The 25,735-nt window shown below is 37.9% G+C and carries 24 protein-coding genes and 1 pseudogene; 16 read left to right on the forward strand and 9 right to left on the reverse strand.

Annotation, left to right across the window (positions count from 1 at the left end; translation table 11 throughout):
- The first annotated feature begins 28 nt into the window (after positions 1-28).
- Together K2F45_RS20860 and K2F45_RS20865 are read left to right on the forward strand one after the other, a co-directional pair.
- Positions 29-937 (forward strand): diacylglycerol/lipid kinase family protein, encoded by a 909-nt coding sequence (locus K2F45_RS20860; RefSeq protein WP_248932362.1) that lies wholly within the window; start codon positions 29-31, stop codon positions 935-937.
- A 61-nt stretch (positions 938-998) separates the two neighbouring features.
- Positions 999-1,265, forward strand: a complete 267-nt coding sequence (locus K2F45_RS20865; RefSeq protein ID WP_075993742.1) for a hypothetical protein — start codon at positions 999-1,001, stop codon at positions 1,263-1,265.
- Between the two features lie 99 nt (positions 1,266-1,364).
- On the opposite strand, the gene K2F45_RS20870 is transcribed toward K2F45_RS20865, so the two are convergent.
- Entirely contained in the window at positions 1,365-3,383 is a 2,019-nt protein-coding gene (locus K2F45_RS20870) for a site-specific recombinase (protein WP_248932363.1), read from the reverse strand.
- A 197-nt stretch (positions 3,384-3,580) separates the two neighbouring features.
- Between K2F45_RS20870 and K2F45_RS20875 the strand changes: the two genes are divergently transcribed.
- The 5 genes from K2F45_RS20875 to K2F45_RS20895 all read left to right on the forward strand — a co-directional run bounded on the left by K2F45_RS20875 (position 3,581) and on the right by K2F45_RS20895 (position 6,831).
- Entirely contained in the window at positions 3,581-3,784 is a 204-nt protein-coding gene (locus K2F45_RS20875; protein WP_248932364.1) for a hypothetical protein, read from the forward strand.
- 5 nt (positions 3,785-3,789) lie between these two features.
- A complete protein-coding gene (locus K2F45_RS20880; protein WP_075993745.1) occupies positions 3,790-4,152 on the forward strand; it encodes a VOC family protein in 363 nt (120 codons plus the stop codon).
- Between the two features lie 144 nt (positions 4,153-4,296).
- The gene (locus K2F45_RS20885; RefSeq protein WP_145330981.1) at positions 4,297-5,097 is read left to right on the forward strand and encodes a 3-keto-disaccharide hydrolase; all 801 of its coding nucleotides are present in this window, start codon (positions 4,297-4,299) and stop codon (positions 5,095-5,097) included.
- 205 nt (positions 5,098-5,302) lie between these two features.
- Positions 5,303-5,677, forward strand: coding sequence for a nuclear transport factor 2 family protein (locus K2F45_RS20890; protein ID WP_248932365.1), 375 nt, complete (start codon positions 5,303-5,305; stop codon positions 5,675-5,677).
- Between the two features lie 59 nt (positions 5,678-5,736).
- Entirely contained in the window at positions 5,737-6,831 is a 1,095-nt protein-coding gene (locus K2F45_RS20895; RefSeq protein WP_420833009.1) for a DKNYY domain-containing protein, read from the forward strand.
- Positions 6,832-6,935: 104 nt separating this feature from the next.
- Here the strand turns inward: K2F45_RS20895 and K2F45_RS20900 are convergent, their stop codons facing one another.
- Positions 6,936-7,865, reverse strand: a complete 930-nt coding sequence (locus K2F45_RS20900; RefSeq protein ID WP_248932367.1) for a ketopantoate reductase family protein — start codon at positions 7,863-7,865, stop codon at positions 6,936-6,938.
- A 253-nt stretch (positions 7,866-8,118) separates the two neighbouring features.
- Between K2F45_RS20900 and K2F45_RS20905 the strand changes: the two genes are divergently transcribed.
- Complete coding sequence (locus K2F45_RS20905) at positions 8,119-9,300, forward strand: MFS transporter (RefSeq protein ID WP_248932368.1); 1,182 nt, start codon at positions 8,119-8,121, stop codon at positions 9,298-9,300.
- Between the two features lie 97 nt (positions 9,301-9,397).
- Here K2F45_RS20905 and K2F45_RS20910 read toward each other — a convergent pair whose 3' ends face one another.
- Positions 9,398-9,781 (reverse strand): YidH family protein, encoded by a 384-nt coding sequence (locus K2F45_RS20910; protein WP_145330970.1) that lies wholly within the window; start codon positions 9,779-9,781, stop codon positions 9,398-9,400.
- A gap of 209 nt (positions 9,782-9,990) precedes the next feature.
- The gene (locus K2F45_RS20915; protein ID WP_248932369.1) at positions 9,991-11,202 is read right to left on the reverse strand and encodes an enolase C-terminal domain-like protein; all 1,212 of its coding nucleotides are present in this window, start codon (positions 11,200-11,202) and stop codon (positions 9,991-9,993) included.
- A 395-nt stretch (positions 11,203-11,597) separates the two neighbouring features.
- On the opposite strand from K2F45_RS20915, the pseudogene K2F45_RS20920 reads away from it, so the two are divergent.
- Positions 11,598-12,050, forward strand: a pseudogene (locus tag K2F45_RS20920) (NAD-dependent epimerase/dehydratase family protein); the annotation flags it as partial.
- Here K2F45_RS20920 and K2F45_RS20925 read toward each other — a convergent pair.
- From K2F45_RS20925 to K2F45_RS20945, 5 genes are all read right to left on the reverse strand, one after another.
- The gene (locus K2F45_RS20925; RefSeq protein WP_248932370.1) at positions 12,039-12,470 is read right to left on the reverse strand and encodes a hypothetical protein; all 432 of its coding nucleotides are present in this window, start codon (positions 12,468-12,470) and stop codon (positions 12,039-12,041) included. The pseudogene K2F45_RS20920 and the gene K2F45_RS20925 overlap by 12 nt on opposite strands.
- Before the next feature lie 214 nt (positions 12,471-12,684).
- Positions 12,685-13,341, reverse strand: a complete 657-nt coding sequence (locus tag K2F45_RS20930; protein ID WP_248932371.1) for a CPBP family intramembrane glutamic endopeptidase — start codon at positions 13,339-13,341, stop codon at positions 12,685-12,687.
- A 99-nt stretch (positions 13,342-13,440) separates the two neighbouring features.
- A complete protein-coding gene (locus tag K2F45_RS20935; protein WP_248932372.1) occupies positions 13,441-14,073 on the reverse strand; it encodes a VIT1/CCC1 transporter family protein in 633 nt (210 codons plus the stop codon).
- Positions 14,074-14,289: 216 nt separating this feature from the next.
- On the reverse strand, positions 14,290-16,701 hold the full coding sequence (locus K2F45_RS20940) for a TonB-dependent receptor (protein WP_248932373.1): 2,412 nt from the start codon (positions 16,699-16,701) through the stop codon (positions 14,290-14,292).
- A 3-nt stretch (positions 16,702-16,704) separates the two neighbouring features.
- Entirely contained in the window at positions 16,705-17,133 is a 429-nt protein-coding gene (locus K2F45_RS20945) for a PepSY-like domain-containing protein (protein ID WP_248932374.1), read from the reverse strand.
- Between the two features lie 357 nt (positions 17,134-17,490).
- On the opposite strand from K2F45_RS20945, the gene K2F45_RS20950 reads away from it, so the two are divergent.
- The 7 genes from K2F45_RS20950 to K2F45_RS20980 all read left to right on the forward strand — a co-directional run bounded on the left by K2F45_RS20950 (position 17,491) and on the right by K2F45_RS20980 (position 25,729).
- Positions 17,491-18,570, forward strand: coding sequence for a fatty acid desaturase (locus tag K2F45_RS20950; protein WP_237241780.1), 1,080 nt, complete (start codon positions 17,491-17,493; stop codon positions 18,568-18,570).
- Positions 18,571-18,709: 139 nt separating this feature from the next.
- Positions 18,710-19,273, forward strand: coding sequence for an RNA polymerase sigma-70 factor (locus K2F45_RS20955; RefSeq protein ID WP_237241782.1), 564 nt, complete (start codon positions 18,710-18,712; stop codon positions 19,271-19,273).
- Positions 19,274-19,294: 21 nt separating this feature from the next.
- Positions 19,295-19,894: a hypothetical protein gene (locus tag K2F45_RS20960; protein WP_248932375.1), complete on the forward strand. Its 600-nt coding sequence runs from the start codon at positions 19,295-19,297 to the stop codon at positions 19,892-19,894.
- 9 nt (positions 19,895-19,903) lie between these two features.
- Positions 19,904-21,106, forward strand: a complete 1,203-nt coding sequence (locus K2F45_RS20965; protein ID WP_075993759.1) for a hypothetical protein — start codon at positions 19,904-19,906, stop codon at positions 21,104-21,106.
- A 132-nt stretch (positions 21,107-21,238) separates the two neighbouring features.
- Positions 21,239-23,662 carry a TonB-dependent receptor gene (locus tag K2F45_RS20970; protein WP_075993760.1) on the forward strand — a complete coding sequence of 808 codons (2,424 nt, stop codon included), beginning with the start codon at positions 21,239-21,241 and terminating at the stop codon, positions 23,660-23,662.
- Between the two features lie 23 nt (positions 23,663-23,685).
- Positions 23,686-24,909: a DUF4374 domain-containing protein gene (locus tag K2F45_RS20975; RefSeq protein WP_145330488.1), complete on the forward strand. Its 1,224-nt coding sequence runs from the start codon at positions 23,686-23,688 to the stop codon at positions 24,907-24,909.
- A gap of 121 nt (positions 24,910-25,030) precedes the next feature.
- A complete protein-coding gene (locus tag K2F45_RS20980) occupies positions 25,031-25,729 on the forward strand; it encodes a DUF4198 domain-containing protein (RefSeq protein ID WP_248932376.1) in 699 nt (232 codons plus the stop codon).
- Positions 25,730-25,735 lie beyond the last annotated feature (6 nt).

Genomic DNA, 25,735 nt, shown 5'->3' on the forward strand with positions numbered 1-25,735 from the left:
AATCTCAAGCATGCTTTGTTCTGCTGTTATGAAAGAACATGGCAAAAACATAAGGTTAGTTCACAATCCTGCTGCTGGGGATGACTCGAATGGAGATAAAGACGAACTATGTCAATTGATTGAAGATCTTGGCCACAATTGCACTGTAGTAACAAAAAAAGATGCTGTCAAAAAGATCGACCCACAGACAGATATCATCGCCTTGGCCGGCGGTGATGGCACCATAAGAATGACCATTATGGATCTACTGGAAAAAAAGCTAAGATTTAAGAGGCCGATCGCCATATTACCACAAGGCACTGCAAACAATATTGCTATCTCTCTTGGTATTCCGCTAGACTGTGAAAAAGCTATTAGTCTGTGGAGAAGCGCTATACTTAAAAAATTCGATGTAGGGATGGTCATAGGGTTAGAAAGAAAACCTCTATATTTTATTGAATCTATCGGTTTTGGGGTATTTCCTACACTAATGAAAAAAATGGATAAAAAAAACACCGAAGATCTTAATGCGGAAGATGAAATCAAAACTGCACTAAGACAGCTCCGCAAGCTGGTGGAAACATTCCCCGCTACCACACTAAGGCTTACAGTAGCTGGAAATAACTATGAAAAAGAGTGCATACTGGTTGAGATCATGAATATACCAAGCATCGGACCGAGGCTAGTGCTTGCTGCTGATGCTGATCCTGGTGATGGACAATTTGATATCATCATTGTCACTGTCGATCAACGTCAGGAACTTTTAAGCTATATCGATGGACTATTGAATGGAACCAACGTCGAATTTAAAATAATACCTATCCGGGCTAGTCAATTGGCGATGGAATGGGAAGGCAAAGAAATACACATCGATGATGAGCGCAAGAGTTACTTCGGCCAACAATTGAAGCTTACCTTACTGGATGGTATAGTTGAAATTATCACAGGCAATAAATAAGATACGATTTCAGCCAACGATAATGGTTTGAAAAATGTTCTCTTTTAAAAAACGAGTTAAAATGAACAGATCAAAAAACATAAATAATAAACTAAGCATGGTGGCCCTTCTCATGACTGCTATCCCAAATCCGGATCCACGTGAGCCAAGCCCAGACTTGTCCCAGTCACAACAAGAGGAAGATTCCAAAGAAGAAGAAAAGGGCCCTAACACCAATCTGTCTGGTCTCAAAGACGATCGCACCCATAACAAGGAGGAAGCACAGGCTGAACAGGAAGAAAAAGATGACAAAGATAAACCCGACCTTTCTGGTGAGATCAATGTTTAGATCATAGCAAAATGATACGAAATCTTTACGTGTAGTATTTACGTGGGACACATACCTCTCGGCATCGAAACATTGCAGTCAACGATAATATTAAGCCCCTTAACCTTTTCGAGGTGGGAAGAAAAACAGCTTTGGATTTATTTTAAAATAGATCCAAACAGCCTTTGCCATTTTAATCAATTCTTTCGACGATAGATTTCGCGAGCGGAAGGCTAACATCAAGGATAGCGAAAAGCTGACCATAAAATTAAAAAACCCTATAATTCCAATCCCTAAAATGCCCCAAATCCATATGTCGGTAGAGAGCTCCATCCCATGACCGAATAAGCCCAGGGCCAAATTTCCACTAGCAAATGTAATATGCCTAATATCAAGATTTAAACCTAAAAAAAGTCCGATGGAAGCTGTTGACCCCATAAAGATCCCGAACCACACGTTAGACACGATTCCTGCCCATTTTTTTTCATAAAACGAAGCTATTTTGTTTGTTTTTGCTTGTCCAAATATCTTTTTCAACATGGGGTGTTCCTGAATACGATAGTATACAGAGTTATGCTTATCCCGATTTGAAATACTGCCGGCAATAATACCGGAAAGAAATAAAAAAACACCTGCAATAGAGGCATGCAAAACCAAGGGTGTTTTTATCGGATTGAGATCATTGACCAGATGCAACCACTTGCCACTCGCAATATTAACCTGAAACAATTGTTGAATCACCCAAACAAGAAAAAGACTCATCGGAAAAGCCATCAAAACATTACCGACAAAAGCAATAAACTGAGACCGAAATAATCGTGCAAATAATTCAGCAAATATCCAATATCGATGTTTGTTGGTCGCCTGTTCGGCAATCCCCTGCTCAATTGCGTTGACCAATGCGGAAGCAGTCATTGCTGGTTGTTTGGTGGCTAAGGTAGCACCAAAAAGATAAATTAACGTAAAGCCAATAGCATAATTCAGGCTATATAAAAATGCATGGCCAAACTCACTGCTGTGAACCTTACCTAACAATAATTTAACGATGCACATTACGCCTACAATGAGGCCGCCACCGCAGGCAGACCGGAACATTTTCCAATATTCCTGCCGACTTGAAGTAATGTAATGTTCTCCAGTCTGTGCAGTATGATGAGTAATCTCGTACGCTAAAAGCTGTGTACTCTGTCCTACCAATTTGCGAATATTGCTTTTTCGGGAATTGTATCCAATAAGGGTCATTGCCAGTGCAATCGTCTTTTCCTTTTTTTCTTCCGGATGATCAATCACTAAAAAAAGCAAGATTTCTCGGATCCTTTCAAGTTGTTGCCGCATGCGCAAAAGTGATTGATTAACCTTTATGGAAATTCCGAAACGATGTGAATTATCGAAGGCAGTTTCAATATACGATTCGCATTGCTTATGAAGTACCAAAATTTGTTTATAAGTCAGATCATCCGAAGAGATAAACTTATTGTCCGACTGCAAAATACGATCATTCAATTCGGTGAATTCCCGCATAATGGCTATAAATGGACTATCAAAATTTTGAAACTCAGGTACCATCTTGTTTACATCCGTTTCCATTGCACGCCCCGTAATACGTTGAACCAACAGTTCCAACCCATACAATATTTCGATCATTCCAAAACCAGTTTCATCATCATAAATTGTTTCGAATCCACATAAACGAAAGAGTTCATCGACCTGCTCTTGCGAAACCGTAGCAATCCAATCAGCATCACGAGGTTTGTAAAAAACCTGATTTAATATATATTGCAAAGTAGACTTGGGTGGCTGAAAAGGTAAGTATCGTTCGGTGATCCTTTTTTTAAGTTCGTAAAAAAAATCCGCATAGCTGATAATTCCTGTATCTGAAATCAACTGATCAAAATCTTTACTAGCCAGAACTCTTTTTAAATAAAGCTGAAAGCATTTCAGCTCCTCAGGTGCGGCATGGAGATAGTCCAGCAAAAATTGAATATCGATCTTATAGAGCAGATTGGTATGCTTGGGACGAATGATATCCACTAGTAGGACCAAAAAATCGACGCTTACATAAGACGAGTCTTCCAATTGAGTTTTATATCGTATAAACAAACTGCTTACCTGCTGCTCTTTTTCCTGTTCTTTTTTCATAAATCATAAAATCCCTGATTTAGATACCAAATTTAGGTACATTTTGTTTTTTTAAACTGAAAGAATAACACGCTACATTGTGTCGAATAGCCACTTGATTAGATGATTTTGATCATTTTGCAGCCCTTTTCATTTTCATAATTTTATAGCTAAGAAATTATAAATCAAAAGTTAAGCCCAACGTAAAAAAAACAAAAATGAAAAACTACGATAAAGTAAAGTTCGCAAAATTATGTTACGAACATATCGGCGGAAAACTCGGCCAGCTCTTATTGGAGGCATTAATAGCAAAAGGCTGGCTAGCAAAAAAAGATCCCAGCGATAAAGACCTCTATATTACCGAACTCGGAGAATCCCAATTGACAGCATTTGGTGTTGACTTATCACAAATTAAAGCGTAACCATCATGAACTTACTCTTAGATTACGACAATTTCTTTCTACCAGCACAGGACCTGGAGAGCGCCAAGGAATTTTATGGAAATCAACTTGGTCTTGAAACTAAATTCGATTTTTCGGATAAGGGAATGATTGCGTTCAAAATAGGCAAAAATGAACCTGCAATCATTCTTAGTACAGTACAACATACCAAACCGACTATTTGGTTTACTGTTGACGACGTGAAAACTACATGTGAATATTTAAAGGAAAAGGGAGTCGTATTTTTAAGCGAGCCATTTGAGATCATGACAGGTTTAGCGGTTGAATTTAATGATCCATTCGGAAACAAACTTGGAATAACAGATTATTCCAAATCAAATAAAGTTTGATGAGTATCGTTTAAATTGTCATATTATGCTCTAGCCAGCGCTTAAGGGCAATGAGCTACGGCTGCCCACGATATCTCTTAGACTGTAAAGTTTAATGGAATATATCGTATCTTGCTATCCAATTTTAAACCAAATATCACTTCAATGCGAAGAATTATCTATTCAATAGTAGCTAGCGGTCTTATTTTTACAGGATGCGCAGGAATGAAAGGTCAGGGCGATAATAATGGCTGGAAATCCTTGTTTGACGGAAAGGACATCAATGATTGGTTTGTCAAAATTCATCATCATGACGTTGGGGTGAACTACGGAAATACGTTTAGAGTTGAAGATGGAATAATTAAGGTCAGATATGATCAGTATAGTGATTTTAATGATCAATTTGGCCATTTATATTATAAAACACCCTTTTCTTATTATCATTTAAAATTTGAATATCGATTTGTAGGCGAGCTGCATAAAGGTGCCCCCGCCTATACACTTCGTAATAGCGGCGTTATGTTTCATTCGCAGGACCCCAGAACCATGTTGAAAGAACAGGATTGGCCCATTTCTGTCGAAATGCAACTTTTGGGAGGACTGAGCGATGGTCAGCCCCGCCCTACAGGCAATATGTGTTCTCCTGGAACCAATGTGGTCTATCAGGGCAAAATAGCTTCCTCACATTGTTTAAATTCTACTTCGAAGACCTATGATGGTGATCAATGGGTTAAAGGGGAGTTGATTGTATTAGGAGATTCGTTAATCAAACATATCATTAACGGAGATACCGTACTAGAATATTCAAGACCTCAGATTGGAGGTGGAACAGCCAATGGATATGACCCCAAAATTAAGATCGATGGTAAGTTGCTCAGCAGTGGATTTATCGCATTACAGAGTGAAGGTCAACCCGTAGATTTTAAGAATATATGGATTAAGGAACTACCTAAACCAAAGAAGTGATTAATTTTTCCGACAGGAAAAACATCTTCATTTTAAACTTAGCAGTTTAACAAGTTCACCTCCATTATTAAAATATTACGAAATTCTTGATCGAGATAAACCTTAAATAGTCGCATACAGTCTCATAGTCAACCGAATAATATCTAGATTTATTATTTTTAAAGTAAAAATCAAAACAATAGAAATATAAATGCAAAATTAGAATATGGATAAAATCACGAAAAAAGAAATTGCAGAAGCAGAGAACCAACTTTTCTTGGCGCAGCTAGCCAGTAATGTAGACGGTCTTGATCTCCTCCTATATGACGACCTGGTTGCTGTAGCACCTGATGGTCAAATGTTAACCAAAGAAATGGATCTAAATGCACACCGATCAAAGGCTATAATTATTGAAAATGCTTCAACAGAAATTGATGAGATCAGAATAATTGGGAATACCGCGCTTTCCGTTACTACGATGACGGCAAAAGGCAAGGTAATGGGAGCACCATTAGAAGGAAAATTTAGATATTTTAGGGTATGGAAACGCATTGATAACACACTAAAAGTCATTGGTGCCAGTTTTATGCAATTGCCTTAATAAGGAAACGGAAAACTGAAAATTCGGTTTTCTAATTTTGTCGTTGTAAATTTATATAGATGGGCATAATAAATAATAAATCTAGGATTATATGCAATGCAAAAATGAAAAAATATATTTTTTTTCTGGCTTGTATTTTACTTTGCTTTTTTATTTCTTGTCGAAATATTGGCAAACCTGTTGATAAACAAAAATCCGGTTCTTACTTCATCGATTCAAAAGGGCAGATAGCTTATTGTCAGAATGGAAATTGGTTTAGTTTGGGCATTTCGCAAATGCAGGCTGATACAAAGTCATTTGAGGTTTTGTCAGAAGATATAGCTAAAGACAAAAATGCAGTATATTTTCGTGGCACGACTCAAAAACTTGTGGACAAGAATTCCTTTTATGTCGACAATCAGATTCCAAAAGATCGTTTTCATGTCTATTATATCGATCAGGCTCTAGGTTTTAATATCATCCAGGGAGCAGATCCAAAAACATATGAGCTCGTAAAGGATCATATAAACTGGGCACGCGACAAGGACCATTACTTCTACAGTAATGACATGATAAAGGCAGATCGGAAAACCTTTTCGTTCGTCAATGACTATTTTTTAATGGATAAAGATTCAGTTTATGTCTCTCCGAATATAGGTACCTTTAAAGCAGTTGTTGCTAACTCCGGAAACATTGAAGCCATAAACAAATATTACATAAGAATTGGCAATACAATTTATTACCCACCATTTCAGCAGGGATCAGATGTCATAACGAGGTCCTTTAAGACCATTGATAAAATTCGTGTACTTGATCAGGATCATATTAGTGTTGACAACAAAACGATCCTATTCAGGGGGAAAAGCTTCAGATATGAACAGGTAAATGCTCCTTCCTTTGCGTTATTCCCGATTGATGAAAAGAATGATGTGTATGGAAGCAACTCCTATTCAAAAGACAAGAATAATGTGTATTATAATCAGGAAATAATTCCAAATGCCGATTTTAAAACGTTTATACCTTTAGGTCACGATTTCGGAAAAGACGCAAAAAATGTCTTTTATCAAAAACAGCTGCTTGAAGGAGTAGATGCGCATAGTTTTAAGAAGGACGGTGATTTTTATAAAGACAATCGAGGCAATAAATTCAGTGGCCTTACAGGAAATAAAATCTAATCAGCTTTCTTTTGACAGCTAAACCTACTTTTTGTATTCAAAAAAAGCTTGTCCAGAGGAACTTATCGATTAAAATTTCCAACTTGCAAACTATTTTAATACAGCTAGTCAGATTTTAGGCGCAATACATCAAACATGCGTTGATATTCAGGTGTCTCGAGATTATACTTTTTAGATTCACGAATAACGTAAGCTGTCAAAGATGCCAACTCTGTTTTCGGTCGTTTATTAAGATAGTCCGTATGCATGGATGAAGTCGCATCGTAAGGCATTTTTCCCATTTTGTCCAACGTCATATGTACAATATGATCAGCAATAACAACTCCTTTTTCCTGAGCTAATGCTGCAACCTCCTGAATAAGTTTAACAACCGCATCTTTCTTTTTTGGATCTTCCATTATCTGACCAATAGAACAATCAAAATAAGAAGTAGCTGTGGCCATAGCGGAAATAAAAATAAATTTATCCCATATTATTTTCTCAATTTCATCGGAATAATTCACATGGATATCAGCCTGTTGAACAAGATGATATAACCTATCCAGTCTTTCATCATGTTCTCCATTCAATCCGAAACTCATTGTACCCCATTTCCCTGTCACTTCAATTACTCCGGCAGCCTTTAACCGGGACACAATATAGGCGCAACCATCCACAACCAAATTATTCGGATAATATCTGTTGATACGTTCTTTACTGTCCACTCCATTCTGTAAGGGTATAAATACTGTATCTGCACTCACACACGGTCCTATTAAGGCCATAGAATCTTCAAGATCATAAGATTTAGTACAAAGAAAAATGTAATCCATTTTTGTGAAGTTTTCAGCCTCACTGGAAGCCTTATAAGGCTTCGCTGTAAAACTTCCCTTTTCTAATAACAGCTTTAAACCATGTTGGTTAATCTCCTCAAGATGGTTACCTCGCGCCAAAAAATTGATATGAATATCAGTGTTTTCATACTTACGCGCTAACATACCGCCAAAATATCCGCCTACTCCCCCCAGGCCCACAATTAGTATATGCTGTTCCATTAGTTTTTTTATTTCGTATTCCTTATCTGTATTCAACCCTTAAATAAATCTAAAGTGAATATAAAGGAACTTTTGACAACACACAACTTATCAATGTCAGGCGGAGATCAATTATTCAGGAACAACTTTTCTTTTACCATTACTTACAAATTTGTTAGTAACACACAAATAGCCGCTTTACACCCAGAAGCAAGTATTTGCCTTTACATTTGCTCGTATAATTAATCATGTACAATACAATAGGTTTTTATTTATGAAAAAATACGCATATATCGGAGCTTTGGGTTTTCTCGCAGTAATCACAACCGAGTTTGGCATTATTGGCATCTTGCCCCAAATAGCCGATCATTATCATATCAATATCGACAAAGCAGGTTATTTATTAAGTGCTTTTGCCTTGATCATTGCCATAACTGGGCCATTTATGACATTGTTGGCTTCGGGATTCGACCGCAAGAAAGTCATGTTAACTGCCATCGCTATTTTCTTAGTCACGGCGATTGTCTCTTCATTATCCCCTCCTTTTTGGTTATTACTTACTGTAAGAATTCTTCCTGCCTTTCTCCAACCTGTCTATATTGCGACAGCATTGTCTGTCGCCATTTTAAAAGGGGGGAAGAAAAATGAAAATGAACTTATGAGCATTGTTTTTAGCGGTGTTGCAATTGCTATGGTGACAACAGTCCCCTTCGCCACCTACATTGCCAGTCTCTACTCCTGGACATATTCTTTCACGATACAGGCCATTGTCAGTATAATAGCACTACTGGCGATCTATTTTACCATTCCTTCTTTGCCTGTAAAAGAAAAAAAATCCTACGGTAGTCAGATGAAAATATTAACCAAACCCATTTTTATGGTCAGTACCGCAATGAATTTCTTTATGGTATCCGCTTGGTTTTCTACCTATAGTTATTTCGCCGAATATTTAAACAAAGCAAAGAATATGGACAGTACCATGGTTAGTTATATGCTATTTGTATTTGGTATTATTGGAGTCATCGCCAACTGGGTGGCAGGGAAAATGCTCAACCGAAATATTACGTTTACCACAGCATTCTTCTTATCGGGTACACTTATTATTCCTTTATTACTGTATTTTTCAGATGGCAATATGTTCGCTACGGTCTGTACGATTGCCTTATGGGGATTTCTTTATTCTCCTAGCTTCTTAAACGCATCTACCTATATGATTTCTTCCGCTCCCGAGGCGCTAGAATTTGCCAATAGTCTAGCGACTTCATTTGGCAATCTCGGGGTAACTTTGGGAACTACCGTAGGTGGCTGGATTATCGTTTCGAAAGGTGTAGAATTTTCGCCCTGGCTTACGATGGGTTTTGGGTTTCTCGCCTTTCTGATGATCGCCCTACGACAGTTTTTAGAAAAACGTGGCACAACAAATCAAATCACCGTGGTACAGTGTACACAGCAATAATATATTTTGCCGGTATTATAAATAGCCAATGCACGACAATTTAGATCTAGTTAGCCTGGATAATCATTCCAGCGCGAACTGGATCTAATGCATCTCCTTAAAGACCGTCGACAAGATACCAGCTCAAAATAATACCTATGACAAAAATCAATATGGCCACAATTGTAATACTATTTGAAGTTTGAGCGAAGTTCTCCTCTTCAATTTGTTTGTTTGTTTTACGATATTTAAAAAAGGCGACAATAACCGTCAATGCTCCAATGACTACAATAGAAACACCAACAGCACCCGAATGTTCATGCTGGGATCCTGCAACTACATCTTTTTTTAAAATGAGCTCAATCTGACGAATAAATAGTGAAAACTTAACAACCACAAAACCGAAGCCCATAATGCCCAGGCTTGTCCGGATCCAAGCAAGGAAAGTTCGTTCATTCGCAAGATGGTCATTTATCTTCTGGGTTACAGTTTTATTAGACATTTGAAATAAATTTTGATCAACAAAAAGTTAAAGGAATTTTAAAAAGTATTTCATAGCCTTAACCAATACTTTATCGCCGTGAATATGCTTCAGCACATTTATTTCACGGGTTAGTAAAGATGTTAAGGTTAAGAAATTCCATTGTTCGCTCCTCTATGAACGTTGCAAAACTTTGAAAGGTTTGAAAAATAATTCAAAGCTTCTTTCTTTCAAATCTTTTTTAGCAACGGCATACCGAACCCTGCAGATGAGGAAGGAATAAGTTTCCCATCTTTGACGAGATATCCCGACAAATCCACATCATCAGATGTACTTGTAACTCCTTCAATGGTTACGGTATTTCCGAGCCCTCCGGCTAAATGCGCCGTATAGTAGCTCTTGAGAAGCGATCCCCAGGCATGTGGAGATGCTTGCGCTCCGAGTTGTATTAACTTTGGCATTAAATTCCTCCAATTCGTAAATCCAAGGCCTTCAATATCCGTAAGGTGGACATCCAGCAGTTTCTTTTCAAATAAGGTTCTCAGCAAGTTCTGATCAGGATCTGCTTCGCCATCCGCCAGCAAAGTATTTATGCCTTCTGATTTTAAAAAGCCACTAAGCTTTTGATAATCCACCACCGTTTCATGAAAAGGTTCTTCTATCCAAAAGAGATTTACCATTGGGATACCTTTTAAATACTGAATAAACTGGTCTGATGTAAAACCGTTATTTCCATCAACTAAAATTCTGCAGTCGGGAAATGCTTCTGCCACTGCTTTTGTAACCTCAATATCCCGTTGAAGTCCTTTGGAAAAAGGCATCCATTTATGCCCCCTTCCAATTTTTAACTTGAATTGCCTGTAACCCACTCCATAATCATATTGGCATTCCTCAAGAATACGGTCAATTCCTGATGGTCTATCCGCTGGTTCTAAGTCATCGAAATAGATCATACCACTATAATAATCTGTTATGATCGGATCTTTTCGACCAAGTATTTCATAAACAGGTTTATTTAAAATGACTCCTGCGAGATCATGAAGAGCCATATCAAAGGGAATATGTGTCTGCAGCAGTGTACCGACTTTGGGAGAAAAAAGATCTGACATTTTCTTGCCTATCAATTCTCCCGAAATTTTTTCAGCTTCACGTCTTGAGCCACGGAGTGAGGCCCAGCCCATTGCTCCCTGATCTGTCCTTATAACACATATTTCCACATCAGGTCCATAACCATGTAGGTCGAGACGGGCATTTTTCCCCACAAGCCTCGGATAATTCATCTTTACGGTAGAAAATCTGATATCTTTTATCTTGTGATAGGACAGTACCTTGTTTCCTGGTTCAGCATCAGAGGAAAATAAAATTTCATTTGCGTAACCTTTATACAACGTAGCTGAGGCAATGCCAAAATTCAGCGCCTGAATAAATGTTCTTCTTTTCATAGTTGATCTATTTCGATTATCCGAAACCGTCAGGAAAGACTTGTTTCTAGTTTTTTCCTTTACACCAGCGTAGGTATAACTAGCCACCTAACCAAAGCTTTATAATTAGTTTATAAATATCCACATGAAAGATACTACATACGCGTTTGTATTTATTGACAGGGCGTATCAATTGCTGTGCAATTTGTATCATTTTTTTTATCAATGTCTCTGACGTGTACAATTTCCGTATGACTATCTTTACCGCTTCGAGCGGCCTTATTACCTCATACCAATACCGCATAAAAAATTTGCATATAAATACCTATATCTTAAATTTTCCTTTATTTTGTATACATGCGCATATTGGTAACAGGATCTTCGGGAAAATTAGGAAGTGAACAGTTCGGAATCTACGTCTTGCTGGACACGATGTTACGGGAGTTGATTTATTAGAAAGCGATACCACTGATCATTGTTTAGATGTACAGCGAACTGAGGCAGTTATTGAATTCACAAGTGGTTATGAAGCCATTATCCATACTGCAGCGCTGCATGGTAGACATATGGATTTGAATTATAGCCGACAAAGTTTTATAGATACCAATATAACAGGAACATTAAATCTGTTAAATGCCTGTGTAAAGAACGGAATAAAGCGTTTTCTTTTTACCTCTACAACCTCCATATACGGCAATGCACTTGTTGATGCGGAAAAAGCGGTGTGGGTTACAGAGGAACTTATAGCCCAACCTCGTGATATTTATGATATTACTTGGTTACACTCCGCAGTATACTTTCGAATTTCTTCTCAATCAACTTCAATAAAACAGCAAGACGGCACTTTAGTTATTGATCTACACCGATAAAAACGCCTTCATTTTATTTATTGCTTGCAAGGAAACAGCTAAATCTTTATTGAGCACGATTTGTCCACTTGATTTTTCCCGAATAATTAAATTAGCATATTGTGTTCTAAATAATGAAAAAAGTGGCCTTTCCTTTAGCGGTAGATACTTTTCAACAATAGAAACTGCGTAACTATCGAAAACATATTCTTTTTTTCCAATGCTTATCCGGTCACTGAATAACGTACAGCGGTTTTGCCGATAGGTGGAAACAAGTAAGGCGGGTAAAAGAACAAATCCAAAGAGAGCGAAGGCCCCAAAAGATATAACCGTACTTGTACCTGAGATAATTCCCAAAAGATTATAGATTGATCCGAAAATAATAAAGGGCGCCAAGACACCATAAAAAATAAGTGTACGCTGTGATAGATTGATTTTCATACTAATTATAAAAAATTGATTTAATACACCAAAATAGTTAAAAGCAAATGAATCTCCTGCATAATATAATTATCGCTTTGATCTCCTTAATATTCGTCCACTATCAATAAATAAGGGTAATACTTTTGCCATTTTTAATCGGGAGTTTTTCTATCGTCAGGTTCTTGTCGAAGCTTACAAAGCATTTGAAACAAGTCTCAAAAAACGACAAGATCTATATAAGATTTCCAAATTTTCCAGTATAGATTAGGATAAGGGTAATCATATCGAATAGCGCATGTGAAATGATTGAAACCCAAAGATTATTATTCCATTTTTTATATAAGATACTCCAGTAGAATCCTCCCAAACAAGCAGCTATAACAGCAAATATATCTTGCTGCAGATGATAGAGACCGAAAAGAATACTGGTTATCACGATAGGCAACCAACGTCCCATTCCTTTAAACAATCTTTTTTCGAGTATATTCTGGATACAGCCCCGAAATACAACTTCCTCATAAAATCCACCAATAATCCAAGCTGCAACAATTGTCATGATCAATCTTGCCATACTACTCCTGATAAAATTATACTCCATATAATCGGGAACATTAAATAGATGTTTGATAACTGGAATATATATTATCTGCATAAATATTACCCAGGCTAATGCAGAGAGAATTCCTAAAAGAATAACACGCGAAGAAAGGTTTTTCTTATTTAATCCCAAATCCTTCAATGACCTGCCTTCTCTTCTTAAAACAAGAAAAATTGCTAAAAAACAAATCACTGCATAAGAATAAAAAGGTAATGGCACAGCATGCGGAAATACGACAAGAAATAGGATGAACCCGATATCCTGAATTATTGAAAATGCTTTGCTTTTCATAGCTTGAGTTATGAAGTGCGTATTATCTTCAAAAATTTAAGCAACCGTAACGCCGAAGAAATGTCCTATTAACGCGGTCACTCCCATTGCTATCGTTCCCTAGAAACATATTCTGCCTACTGCAATTCCGATACTCGAGCCTCCAGTCTTGGCCGCAATCGCTCCAAGAACCATTAAAAAAATAATCGTAAAACCATACTGCAGATAGACCATCTGCCTAATTGGTGCAAGCAATGAAACCATAAATGGAAGTAGCGCTCCTAACGCAAATGAGCCCAGAGATGCCTGTGCAGCTTGTAGAGGTTTAGCTTGTGTAATCTCATTGATACCCAATTCATCATGTGCATGGGCGCCCAATGCATCATGTGCAGTTAGTTCGCGTGCAACCTGTAAGGCGGTTTCTTGACTGACGCCTCTTCTTTCATAAACTTTGGCTAATTCCTGTAGCTCGATTTCAGGCATTTCTTCAAGTTCCTTTTTCTCACGTAGGAGATCGGCCTTTTCGGTATCTTCCTGCGAGCTTACGGAAACATATTCTCCTGCTGCCATAGACATTGCTCCCGCAATCATGCCCGCTAATGCTGCCAAGACAATGGTATTGCGTTCAGGGCTCGCCGCTGCAACTCCAATCACAATACTCGTCGTCGATAATAAGCCATCATTGGCACCTAACACAGCAGCGCGAAGCCACCCAACCCGGTTGACATAGTGTTTTTCTAATGGATGATGCATATCAGTATGTATTTGTGAAAGATACTTAAATTTAGCAATTATATTTATTTAAAGCTACTCTGATCTCACTGTAAGTCAACAACCTATCAAATTACCTACAGTGCCATCCTGATTTTTTTCAATTGTGGTTATGCCTTTTAACCATTACCTTTCAACATTTCGCAAACTTTATTCTACTCAGGAGCTTAAAGAGAAGGTGTAAAGAATCTTGCTTCTTTAAAATTTATAATTATATCCTAGTCTCAGCACCTGCGTTTCGTAATAATCATGGCTTGTATAATTAAAACCAATACCATCTATTTTTCGCTTAATAACCATCGTATTTAATAAATCCGTAGCATTAAAGAAAAGCTCGCCTTTTCCTTTTTGAACGGATTTTTTTAGTCCGGCATCTATTGAAAACCTCGATTGGATTTTTCCCTGCGGTATAATATCCGGTGCCAAATAAATTGCTGTAATCTGCCCATCCCATCCTCTTGCAAAACGAAACATATTGTTAAACTTCAAGTTACCTGAAAGTGCAGTCTGCCGATCTGCTGAAAAAGTATTGGGTTCGGGATAAAGGTTTTCTACTGTAAAGGCATTGATTTGGTTTCGATAGAGATTACCATTAATACTAAAGGAGTAAATTGAAGATACTTTTTGATTCAAGATTGTTTCAATCCCCGTATTGAAGCTCTTTCCTGCATTTTGGAACACAGCATAAATTAATTTACTGTCCGGAACAGTACTCGATATCCGTGTAATAGTTCCATCAGCGAAACGGTGATACATTGCGGCGTAAAAGTAACCATTGCTCCAGGTGTTCTTATATCCCAGTTCGACAGAATTGGTAAACTGAGGACGCAAGCCTGGATTTCCAACCTTGATAATTTCAGCATCATCATACTTTGGAAAAATACGAATGTCAACTTCATTAGGTCGGTCCACTCGCCGATTATAAAAAGCCGAAAGCTTGTTATTGTCGTTAAGTTTGTAGGCCAATCTCACATTGGGAAAGGGTTGCGTATAATTGTACCCATCGCTTTTATAGGTGTTATGATTTGGATTTACATCATATTGAATTTTCACATATTCTAGACGCAAGCCTAATTCAGCCTCCCATTTTTCATTTTCGAAAACATAATTCCCATACACTGCTGGTATTAATTCTTTGTAATTTGCCCAGCCGCCAGCATTCATATCAAAAACAGAGTTGGCGCCCGGTTTAAACTCCATATTAGTTGGAATATTCCGGTTTCTCACCTTTATTCCGGTTTCAATACGTCCATATTTCAGCGGTTTGATATAATCTACATTAACATCATAAACCTGTTCGTCGGATAGCAGCTTAAAAGAGTCTGTTCCCTTCGAAGAAGGTAGATAATTGTCATAGAAGTACTTTTCGTCTTCGCGATGAAATGTATAATTAAAACCAACATTGAGCAAATGCCCGGCATCTTTAAATTTGTGCTGATAAGAAGTTGTCGCCATGGCTGTTGTCTTCAATTCATCTTCCAAAAATTGCCAAAGACGCAAGCGTGTTGAAATATCAGCATCGAAAAAAGGTTGATCGCCCCGGTCAATAATCTTCTCACTTCCATACATCCCCGAAATAGTCAGATTGTTCTGTTCGTCAATATGCCAATCTATCCCCGCTTTCGTCGTTAGAAAATTCGTATTCCGATTTCGTTTCAGCTGTGAGTTAATAATTGTACCATCTTCATATTTACGAGTTACAAATTCATTCTTGTTCAGTGTCTGTGTATAGAGATTATCGGCCTGTATGAAAATGTTGACTTTATCTTTTCTGTAATTTAATGATACACTGGGATTGATTTTAGGTGTTAAAGTATATTGTGGTCTTATGGTTGGTAGATTCTCCTTCCGTATCCATAATGAGCCCAATCCAGAACTGAAACCAACTTTACCATTAAATCCATTTTGATTACTTTTCTTCATAATGATATTAATAATACCTGCATTCCCGTTGGCATCATACTTCGAAGAAGGATTATTGATGATCTCTATTTTATCTATCGCTGATGACGGAAGATTATCCAACCCAGATTGGCTACCAAAACCTGTCAAGGCAGTTTGTTTTCCATCGATAAGCACGGTGACTTTGTCATTGCCTCTCAGTTGAACTTTGCCATCCTGAACCGTGATTCCGGGCAAATTTTGCATCGTCTGCAAAACAGAACCGCCGGTCTGACTTATATTATCGGCAACGGAATAGATTTTCTTATCCAGTTTATTACTTACATGACCTGCCTGAGCAGTCACGGTAACCCCTTTCAATGCGATGGAACGCTCCTCCAACTCGATCGTTGGGATATCCAAAAACTCCGAAAGACTACCAACAAATAGGGATTGCTTCTTATCCTCAAACCCTGTAAATGAAATGTTTAATTGGTAATTTCCTGGCTTAATTTTGGAAATGGTAAACCGGCCTTCATCGTTTGTCATCGTTCCGGCGATAAAAGCGCCGTCTTTATCAGATTTGACCACAACATTAACGTATTGAATAGCCAATTTATCCGTCTTATTTTTTATAATACCTGAAAGGGTAACAGACGATACCTGTGCAGAAACAACCGAAGAAACTATGACTAAAATAAAAATAAAAAATAACCGTAATTGAACCATAATCTAATCCCTAACCTCCTGTAGAAATTTACCCTTATCATCAAAAATTAAGTCCCTACCATCGACTTCAGCCTCATAGCTAACATTATTTCTAGCGTCAGTAATTTTGGCTGCTTCTTTGATATTTTTATGGGAATAGTTTTTGATTACATAAGCTTTAGCGTCTGCAGGAAGCTCTCCGGCGGGAATTCCAACCTCGGTTTCAATGATATGTCCTGCGGCATTTATAAGGACGGAATAATTAATTTTCCCATCCTTAAATCCAGCTTCATAATTTCCCTTTTCTTTTTCCCATTTTACAGACTTTACATTCGGGTATTTCTGTTGAAACGCCAGCCTAATTACTGATGGAACTTTCTTATCTGAGACTTCTTGAGCTTTGACCAATGATACACTTACCATCAGAGCCAAAATAAAAATTAATCTTTTCATGTTCTTTTTTATTAATGATTTCATAAAATTCAAAAACAATTTAGAAGAAATTTAGAACTCAATACCAACCAGGATGATGGAAATTGTAGAGCAAATGAATAGCTATTATCTTCGGAGATTACTCGGTGCTTGTTCGGTGCTTGTTCGGAACTTCTTCGGTGCTTCTTCGGTTCAGAGCGAATAAATAGCGACTAAGCTCCGAGGAAAAAACGTCGATTGTATGAATGAATATCGAAAACTATATAAGATTAAACTTACCGCGTATGGGATTCGCTTTCCCTACAGTATTTTATTTTTCCAAATAGCCTGATACATCTTAAGGATATGTTAAACTTTTCGTATTAACACTTTTTAACGATGTTAAATGGTAGCTTTAGCAAATATTATAATTTACATCAACCACAAATGCCCTTTTTAGACCATGTTCTGCAAGTTCCTACCTACGGATGGAAAGACAACGATGGAAACCTCGTAAAGCCAAGCAAAAAAGAAATTTTCAGCGAATTCTTCAAACGCCTCAATATTTTTAAAGATAAAAGAAATTGGTTACCCTTTTTTAGCTGGCTAAAAGTAGCTTGCCTCATCCCCTTTTTTTTCATCTTTTTGGTGTACCACTTCAGTTGGTGGACTGTCTTGGCAGCATTTATCTACAGTATGATTGTAATGGGAACCCATGGTACGATATGGCACCATCGATTTGCAACACACGGCGCATTTAAATTCCGGAACGGATTCTGGCGTTTTTTCACACAGAATCTGACTATTAATGTAATTCCAGAAGAAATATATGTGATTTCACATCATGTTCATCACGCAAAATCTGACACCCCTGGTGACCCTTATAATGCCCAGGCTGGTTTTCTATACTGTTTTTTAGCCGATGTAAATCATCAGCCTATTGCTAAGGACCTTACGGAAAATTCATATAACCGTGTCAAATTACTGATGCGACATACAGGTGTAACCGCCAATAGTTATGCACAATATCGAAAATGGGGGTCGTACGTAAATCCTTCTCATGCTATCGGATCCTGGATACTAAACTGGGCTTTTTGGTATGCCATTTTCTATTTGATCGGTGGCCACGCGCTTGCCTGTACACTCTTTGGCGCGGCCGGTTTCTGGGCAATCGGTGTACGGACATTCAACTATGAAGGCCATGCAAAAGGTGAAGACAAGCAACGTGAAGGTATTGATTTCAATGAGAAAGACAAATCAATAAATCAGTTATGGCCCGGCATTGTAGCCGGTGAATGGCACAACAACCATCATTTATATCCTAAGAGTGCGCGGAGTGGTTTTAAACCTTATCAGATTGACCTCGCTTGGTGTTATATCAAAATGATGCATAAACTCGGCGCAGTCAGTAGTTATCGGGATGACAAGAAAAGATTTGACGAACAATATCGTATCCCCTACCTAAAATCTAAGGAATAATCAATCGCTCTTAATTATAGTTTTAACCTGTTACCGGCTTCAGCTGGATAGCACGAGAGCAACTAAGTCAACGTAGCGCGATATTAGATTACCGCATTTTATTTGGAACAAGTCTAAATAGAGTGTATATTTGGGTGCTTTGAAAACCTCCGTACGTAAAATAGAGATCAACAAACAACAATTTGAAGAGTTCTTTCAACTGTATTGGAAGAGAATGTTTTCATTTGCGCTTAAAAGTGTAGACAATGAAGATGATGCAAAAGAAATTGTTCAAGATGTCTTCAAATCTCTGTGGGAAAGAAGATATCAGCTAGAACTTCAGGATGCGGAGCGTTATCTATTGCGTTCGGTTAAATTAAAATCACTAGAATTTCTTCGGAATAAAGGAAATAAAGAGAGACATCATGAGCTGATCTTAAATAGCAAAGCAGCATCTTACGAAGACAATTATATTTATTACAAAGAACTCAAAAATCACTTGGATCAAGCTGTTGATTCTTTACCCAAACAATGCAAAAATGTCTATAAACTGAGTCGCGACGAAGGGTTAACTAACAAAGAGATTGCAACAAATCTACTTATTTCAGAGCGAGCAGTCGAATATCATATCAGTAAAGCATTGTCAGTTATCAAAATAAGACTTAAAAAGTATTGCAATATCAATATTGCGAGATTCCTATTAATTACTTTTTTGTACTTTTGAATATACGTGGATTATCAAAAGATGGAAATCAACCAAGAAATACTTAAAAAATATGCTTCAGGTGAATGCTCTGAAGCTGAAAAGCATGCGGTTGAAAAATGGTTGGATAATAATTCATGGGATAGTATTGCGGAAAATAACCATGTCGATGAACTAGTTGGATCTGACATGTGGAATAAAATTAATGCCGATGTATATCGATATAGAAAATTCCTTTGGGCCAAAATTACTGCCGCCGCCGCAGTTCTTGTAATCGGTTTTTCTGTTTTCTATCTATCTCCCCCTGCTCTGGATAATCATACCTTTACCAATACATCAATTGAGAATAGCAAGCTCTTTACCGAAGATCATTATGATTTACAGTTAAGTAAAAATAGCACGGCCAATATTGATCTGGTCAATAAAAAACTAACCTTCAGCGGAGACTTTATGATCACACCTAAACGGGACTTTGAGCTTGTGGATAGCACCCATAATGTTCTTGTATTTAAGGCCGGGCGAGAATACTTTGTTTCTGATTCTCCGGATTTTGGTAAAATCGTTGCTTTTCAAAAAAGTGATTTGGCATTCCTCCCGTCCAATATGCAGATTAAAATTAGAGAACAATTTCAAAGCATTTAATAGGCAAACATGAAGCGATTAGTATTGTTGTCTTTCCTTGCAACTTTTATTTTTTCTTGTAAACAAATTTCCAACAAAAACATAGATCCTGATTTTGTTTTTTGTCTGTTCAACAAAGATGAAAGCCCAACCAGTTTGTTTTTCTCCGAAAGTTTGGAGGATACCCGACAACCGACTTTACAAATTCCTTTGTCCAGCTCACGAATTCAGGAACGGGAATATATCTATAAAAATGGCTTCTTTTATCGGTTGTCAAGCCAAACCAGTGTATTTACAAAACATCGATTACAGGGGGCGTCCTTGGTCCTTATTGACAGTATACAATTAAAAAATCGCGACTTTGAAACCATCACCTGGAAGGATGACAACAATTTAATTGCGCTATGTCGAGAGGATCTTATTGCAAAAAAAGCCCAGGCTCGACTCTATCAGATTAATGTTGCAGAGATGAAAATTATTAAGGAAGATACCATCACACTTCCCTTTGCAACAAAAGAATATAACGCACTACACCTCGGGCTTGTTGATATTGAAAACAATAACCTTTGGCTGGCTTATTCCTTCTTCAAATCACGCGGGAAATATGGACATACCACATCTGATACGACCTATTACGCCACAATAAACTATCCTAGCTTTACATTGCAACAAATTCAGAAAGAAACTCGTTCGACCTATCCCGGTGGCTTCAACATCATACAATCCTATAGTTTTAAAGACGAATTAGGGGACTATTATTTCATGACCAATCCTGGCATAGCGCTGGGCAATAATTTAAGGCTTCCAACAGCAATTTTTAGAAAGAAGAAAGGGCAGCAGCTCGTCGATCAGCACTTTATGATCAATATTTCCAAGGCAATTGGTAATCATGCATACGGGATCTGGTATGTGGGCAACGGAAAGGCGATTGTTCGCAATGAACAGAAGAATTTATACACCGATTTTTCCAATTATCACGCAGTTTATCAGTTCGAATATAGACTGGTGGATTTAAAATCTGGTTCCATCGAAAGAATTCCGCTCCCATTGGATAAAGGTACCCAAAAAGAGAATGTCTGGAGTGACAAAAAGGATGTTTATATAGCGATAGATGATGCAAATGATGAGCATCGTGTATGGAAGTATAATTTGCAGACAAAAGAAATCTCCAAGGGGATCCAACTCCCCAATAGTACAAACTTTATTGTACGCATGGATTATTTGAAAAAATAATCTATAGTTCTTCAAAAAAAACAAAGCTCATAATCAACTATTTGCATATTTTTCAAAAAAAATAGCTGAAATCAACATTCGGTAAGTGATCGGTATAGGCAACTCTCTTGTATATACTTAATCTAAATAAAAATGTTGAAGTCAACATCTACTTTTTTACTCTTATTAATTTTTACCGTATTTACACAGGCCCAGACCTCCCAAAAGAACGTTATTTCAGGTTTTGTCAAAGATAATTTTGGAAGACCAATCCCAGGTGCAACAATACTTCTAAAAGATCAGGTCAATGGTACCTCATCCGATGTAGATGGATATTATAAGCTACATACGAATATCCCGAACAAGGCCATCATACGTGTCACTGCGGTGGGATATAACTACGAAGAGCGACCTCTAAACGGGAAAAATATTCAGGACTTTCAACTTATCGAGGATCGCAATTATATCGACGAGGTAACCGTAACAGCACATAGGAAAACTGAAAATGAGCAGAAAGTAGCGGAAATAAAGCGATCGGGCTTTAATGTCAGTGTCATTGACATGAATAAACATGCCAACGAAGCTGCCAATTTAACACAGGTTTTAAAGCGCGCCACAGGAGTTACTATTCGTGAAGATGGTGGATTAGGCTCCAACTTTGTATTCCGTATCAACGGGCTCGATGCAAAAATCTATATTGACGGTGTTCCCATGGAAAACTTTGGGTCATCGATGTCCTTAAATAATATTCCTGTCAATCTGATTGATCGGGTCGAAGTTTACAAAGGTGTTGTTCCTGCTTTTTTGGGTTCCGATGCGCTCGGGGGTGCTGTCAATATTATTACAAAGCGCCGAGCAAGACCTTATCTGGATCTGAGTTATTCCTACGGCTCATTCAATACACATCAGGCAGCCGTAGTCGGCACATTTACCAATCCCAAAAACAAACTTTCCTTCCGGATGAATGCATTTTACAATCATTCCGACAATGATTATAACATGTATACTAACGAAAAGTACAACGTTCTTATCGAGAACACTGTCGACAACAAGTATGTCACGATCCCCAAAGCCAAGCGTTTTAACGATGCTTACACTTCAGCCATGGGACAATTGGAGGTCGGTTTTCGCGACGTATCCTGGGCTGATCAGTTCTATGCAGGTCTGACCTATTCACAAAATCACAAAGAAAACCAGCTTGGGGCCTCACTTAGCAAAGTGTTTGGCGGAGCATGGTCTGAAAGCAAATATCTGATGCCAACCCTGAGCTACAAAAAAAGCAATTTTCTGGTCAATCGCCTATACGCAGATATTTTTACAAGCTATAGCTACGATACCCGCTACGTGCGGGATACAGCTATGTACAATTACGATTGGTCTGGAAACTGGATCTCGAATTACAATGCCACAACCCCGAATCCCCAAAAAGATACAAAGTATAATTTGTCAAATTATCTCGCGCGCGTAAATCTAAACTATGACTTTGATGAAGCGCGTAATCAGAGTTTAAATTTCAATTACAATTTCAATAGCAACGATCAGAAACAATATGAACTGATTGGCAATTATGACCGGTCTGGTTTGCCATCCTACTTGGGCCGACATATTTTGGGTTTGTCATGGCAAAACCAATGGTTTGACAAGCGCCTATCAAATGTTTTAGCCGTAAAATATTACCGCATGAATGCCTCAAAAGATATTGACGAACGCACCTTTGATGCAAACAACAATTTGATCAGCGGTGGGATAATCAGTCAAAAAAAGCAAGGGAATTACTACAGCATGAGTTTAGCCTCACGGTATAGGATAACCAAGGATGGCGGTTGGAAACTATCTTATGAAAGAGCATACAACTTACCTTCTATGACGGCTCTTTATGGTGACGGTATCAATACAACATCCAACTGGGATTTAAAGCCCGAACGGAGTGACAATATCAACACTGGGTTTTACTACAATACGTATATTAATCAAAATCACTTTCTGAATGTCGATTTAACAGGTTTCTATCGCTTGGCAGATAACTATATAACCAGCCGTGCGGTCATGCAGAATGGAAATGCCTATTTTCAAAGCTATAACGAACCTGGAGTAAAGCTCTACGGCTTTGAGGCCGAAGTCAAATATGGCTTTAAAGATCTTTTAGCAGTTACCCTGAATGGTTCTTACGATAAAGCTACTTACAACAAAAAATACACAGACGATTCAGACAATAAACAAATTAGCCTCACTTATGGCAAACAACTCATTAATCGCCCTTGGATCTATGGAAACGCTGATATAAGCCTGATCCAGAATAACTGGTTTCAGCAAGGAAGCAGAGTGCAACTCTCCTACTTATATCAATACACGCACTGGTTTTATCTGACAGAATCATACTTGGGATCACTTGAATCCAAAGATCTCATCCCTTCCCAAAATATCCATTCTGCGGTACTTAGTTACGCTTGGGACCGGAACAAATACAATGTATCCTTTGAGGCTAGAAATTTAACAGATGAAAGAGCATACGACAATTTTCGACTGCAACGACCTGGACGTGCATTCTACGTCAAGCTGAGATTATCCATTATGTAAAAAACAAATAAATATATATTTTTATGAAAATCAATAAATTCGCCATCGCAATATTTGCTGCGACTGTGTTATTTTCTTCCTGCAAGAAATCACCTGACACCACTTCACCTGATGAAACTACACCGACTTCAAATAGCTTATATAGTGTATGGGTGACGACCGCAGCGGGTTCATCTTACCTGCTTACCGCAAATAATTTAATGAAAGATACCCTGCTCACTCCGAACAACAATCAAGGAATCGATATTACCTCTCACCTACCAGCAGCATTCTATGCCATTTACGCTTATGCCTATGAAGGTAAATATTACCTGTCAAATGATGGAACAAGATTTAGTCAATTTGAAGTAGTCAATAGTAAATCTTGGAAAGAAACGAACAACTACGCTTTCCCTGGAAATTTCTATCTGGGAAAAGTACTAAAAGATATTAGCACAAAAGATGAAATGGTCATGACTAAAACAGCTGGTACGACCAATAAAGTGAAGAATGTACTGGAACAACCGATTTATTTTATGAATATCAACAATATGACAATCAATAAAACAATTGGTATAGAAATTCCAATGATCACTTTTAACCCCAAAACTCCGGAAGGAAAAGATCATAATCCATATATCGTACCGACGAGCTTCACGCAAAGAGGCGACAAATTATTTGTCGGACACAAATACAGAAGCAATGAAACTCGTAAAGATATCATCGACACGGCCTACATGTATGTGTGTGATTATCCGAGTTTAGCGAATGGGAAAATTATAAAAGATGGCAGAGGAGGCTTTGCTGCGGGACACTGGGAAGTACAGACACTTACTTTTACAGATGATAATAATGATCTATATATTGTAACCAAAAAGACTGATGCTGCTACCTATGGTTTACTGCGTATCAAGGCAGGCCAGACTACATTCGATCCAGATTACTTCTTCGACTTGAAAGACTATAACGTTTTCAGCAACAACATTTCACAAGTTCAAAAACTAGGCGATGGCAAGGTTTACATCAGTCCATTTGTGGTCGATCCGGCAAATAAAAAGATTGTTGCAGATCTTCGGATTTTAGTTGGTGGTGGAGAATCTAAAACAACGATGAACTTTATGGAAAATGGCAAATTGTACGATGTATTCAAGACAGATGAGTCTAAATGGTATGTGTATGAATACGATCCAACAAAAAATTCGGTAAAACGCGGTGCCGAGATCGATCCAGGAATTACACAGGTTTATCACTTGAACAAGCTTAAATAAAACGCCACTTAGTTTAGGAAATACCTAGTCGATGACACCTTCAAAACTCGAGTACTCGATGATGAAACGTGCAAAATCGAATCTAGGTATTTCTAAAAATATAACTCCTAGTTTAAATCAAATGAAAACAATACTCATTAACCTCTTCACATTTTTTATTGTGCTGTCAGCTTCGGCACATGCTGTCTTTATTGAAACTTCGCTGAAAGGAACCAAAGGAAAGCTCCATACGGTAAAAATCGTTTATGGTGAACCCGATGAACATGAGCTTATCTCAAAATGGTGGTGGTATAAAGATGGTACGCAGATTACGTTGACATTAATTAAACCTGATGGAAGCACCTCATCGTTAACGACTGCCGCACAAGATAATCATCTATCGGCCTCATTCATTCCTGACCAAGAGGGCATATACCACATTTCCCTAAAAAAAGATACAGATCGGACAGAAGGGGCCAAAACACAGTATCAGATTAATGCGATAGCGACAATCCAAGTCGGAAATTCCATTATTGGAAATACAGCAGCCCATATCGACAATGAATTGTTTGTCTTTACGAACAACATAGTTTCTAAAAATAAAAAAGAGCTGTCGTTGACTTTATTCGAAAAAGGTAAACCTGCAGCAAATACAGCTGTTCAGATCATTGCACCCAGCGGATGGATTAAATGGCTGCAGACAAATGACCAGGGTATAATCAAATTCACGCCAGAATGGACTGGTAAATACTTTGCGGAAGTATCGAAAAGGGAAAAAGCTACAGGACAAGACTTTGAAGAGTATAGCCGCGCAAGCTCAATGAGCTTTGCCGTAAACTAATGTGGA

This window comes from Sphingobacterium siyangense (assembly GCF_023277505.1).
In the GTDB taxonomy this organism is placed as follows: domain Bacteria; phylum Bacteroidota; class Bacteroidia; order Sphingobacteriales; family Sphingobacteriaceae; genus Sphingobacterium; species Sphingobacterium siyangense.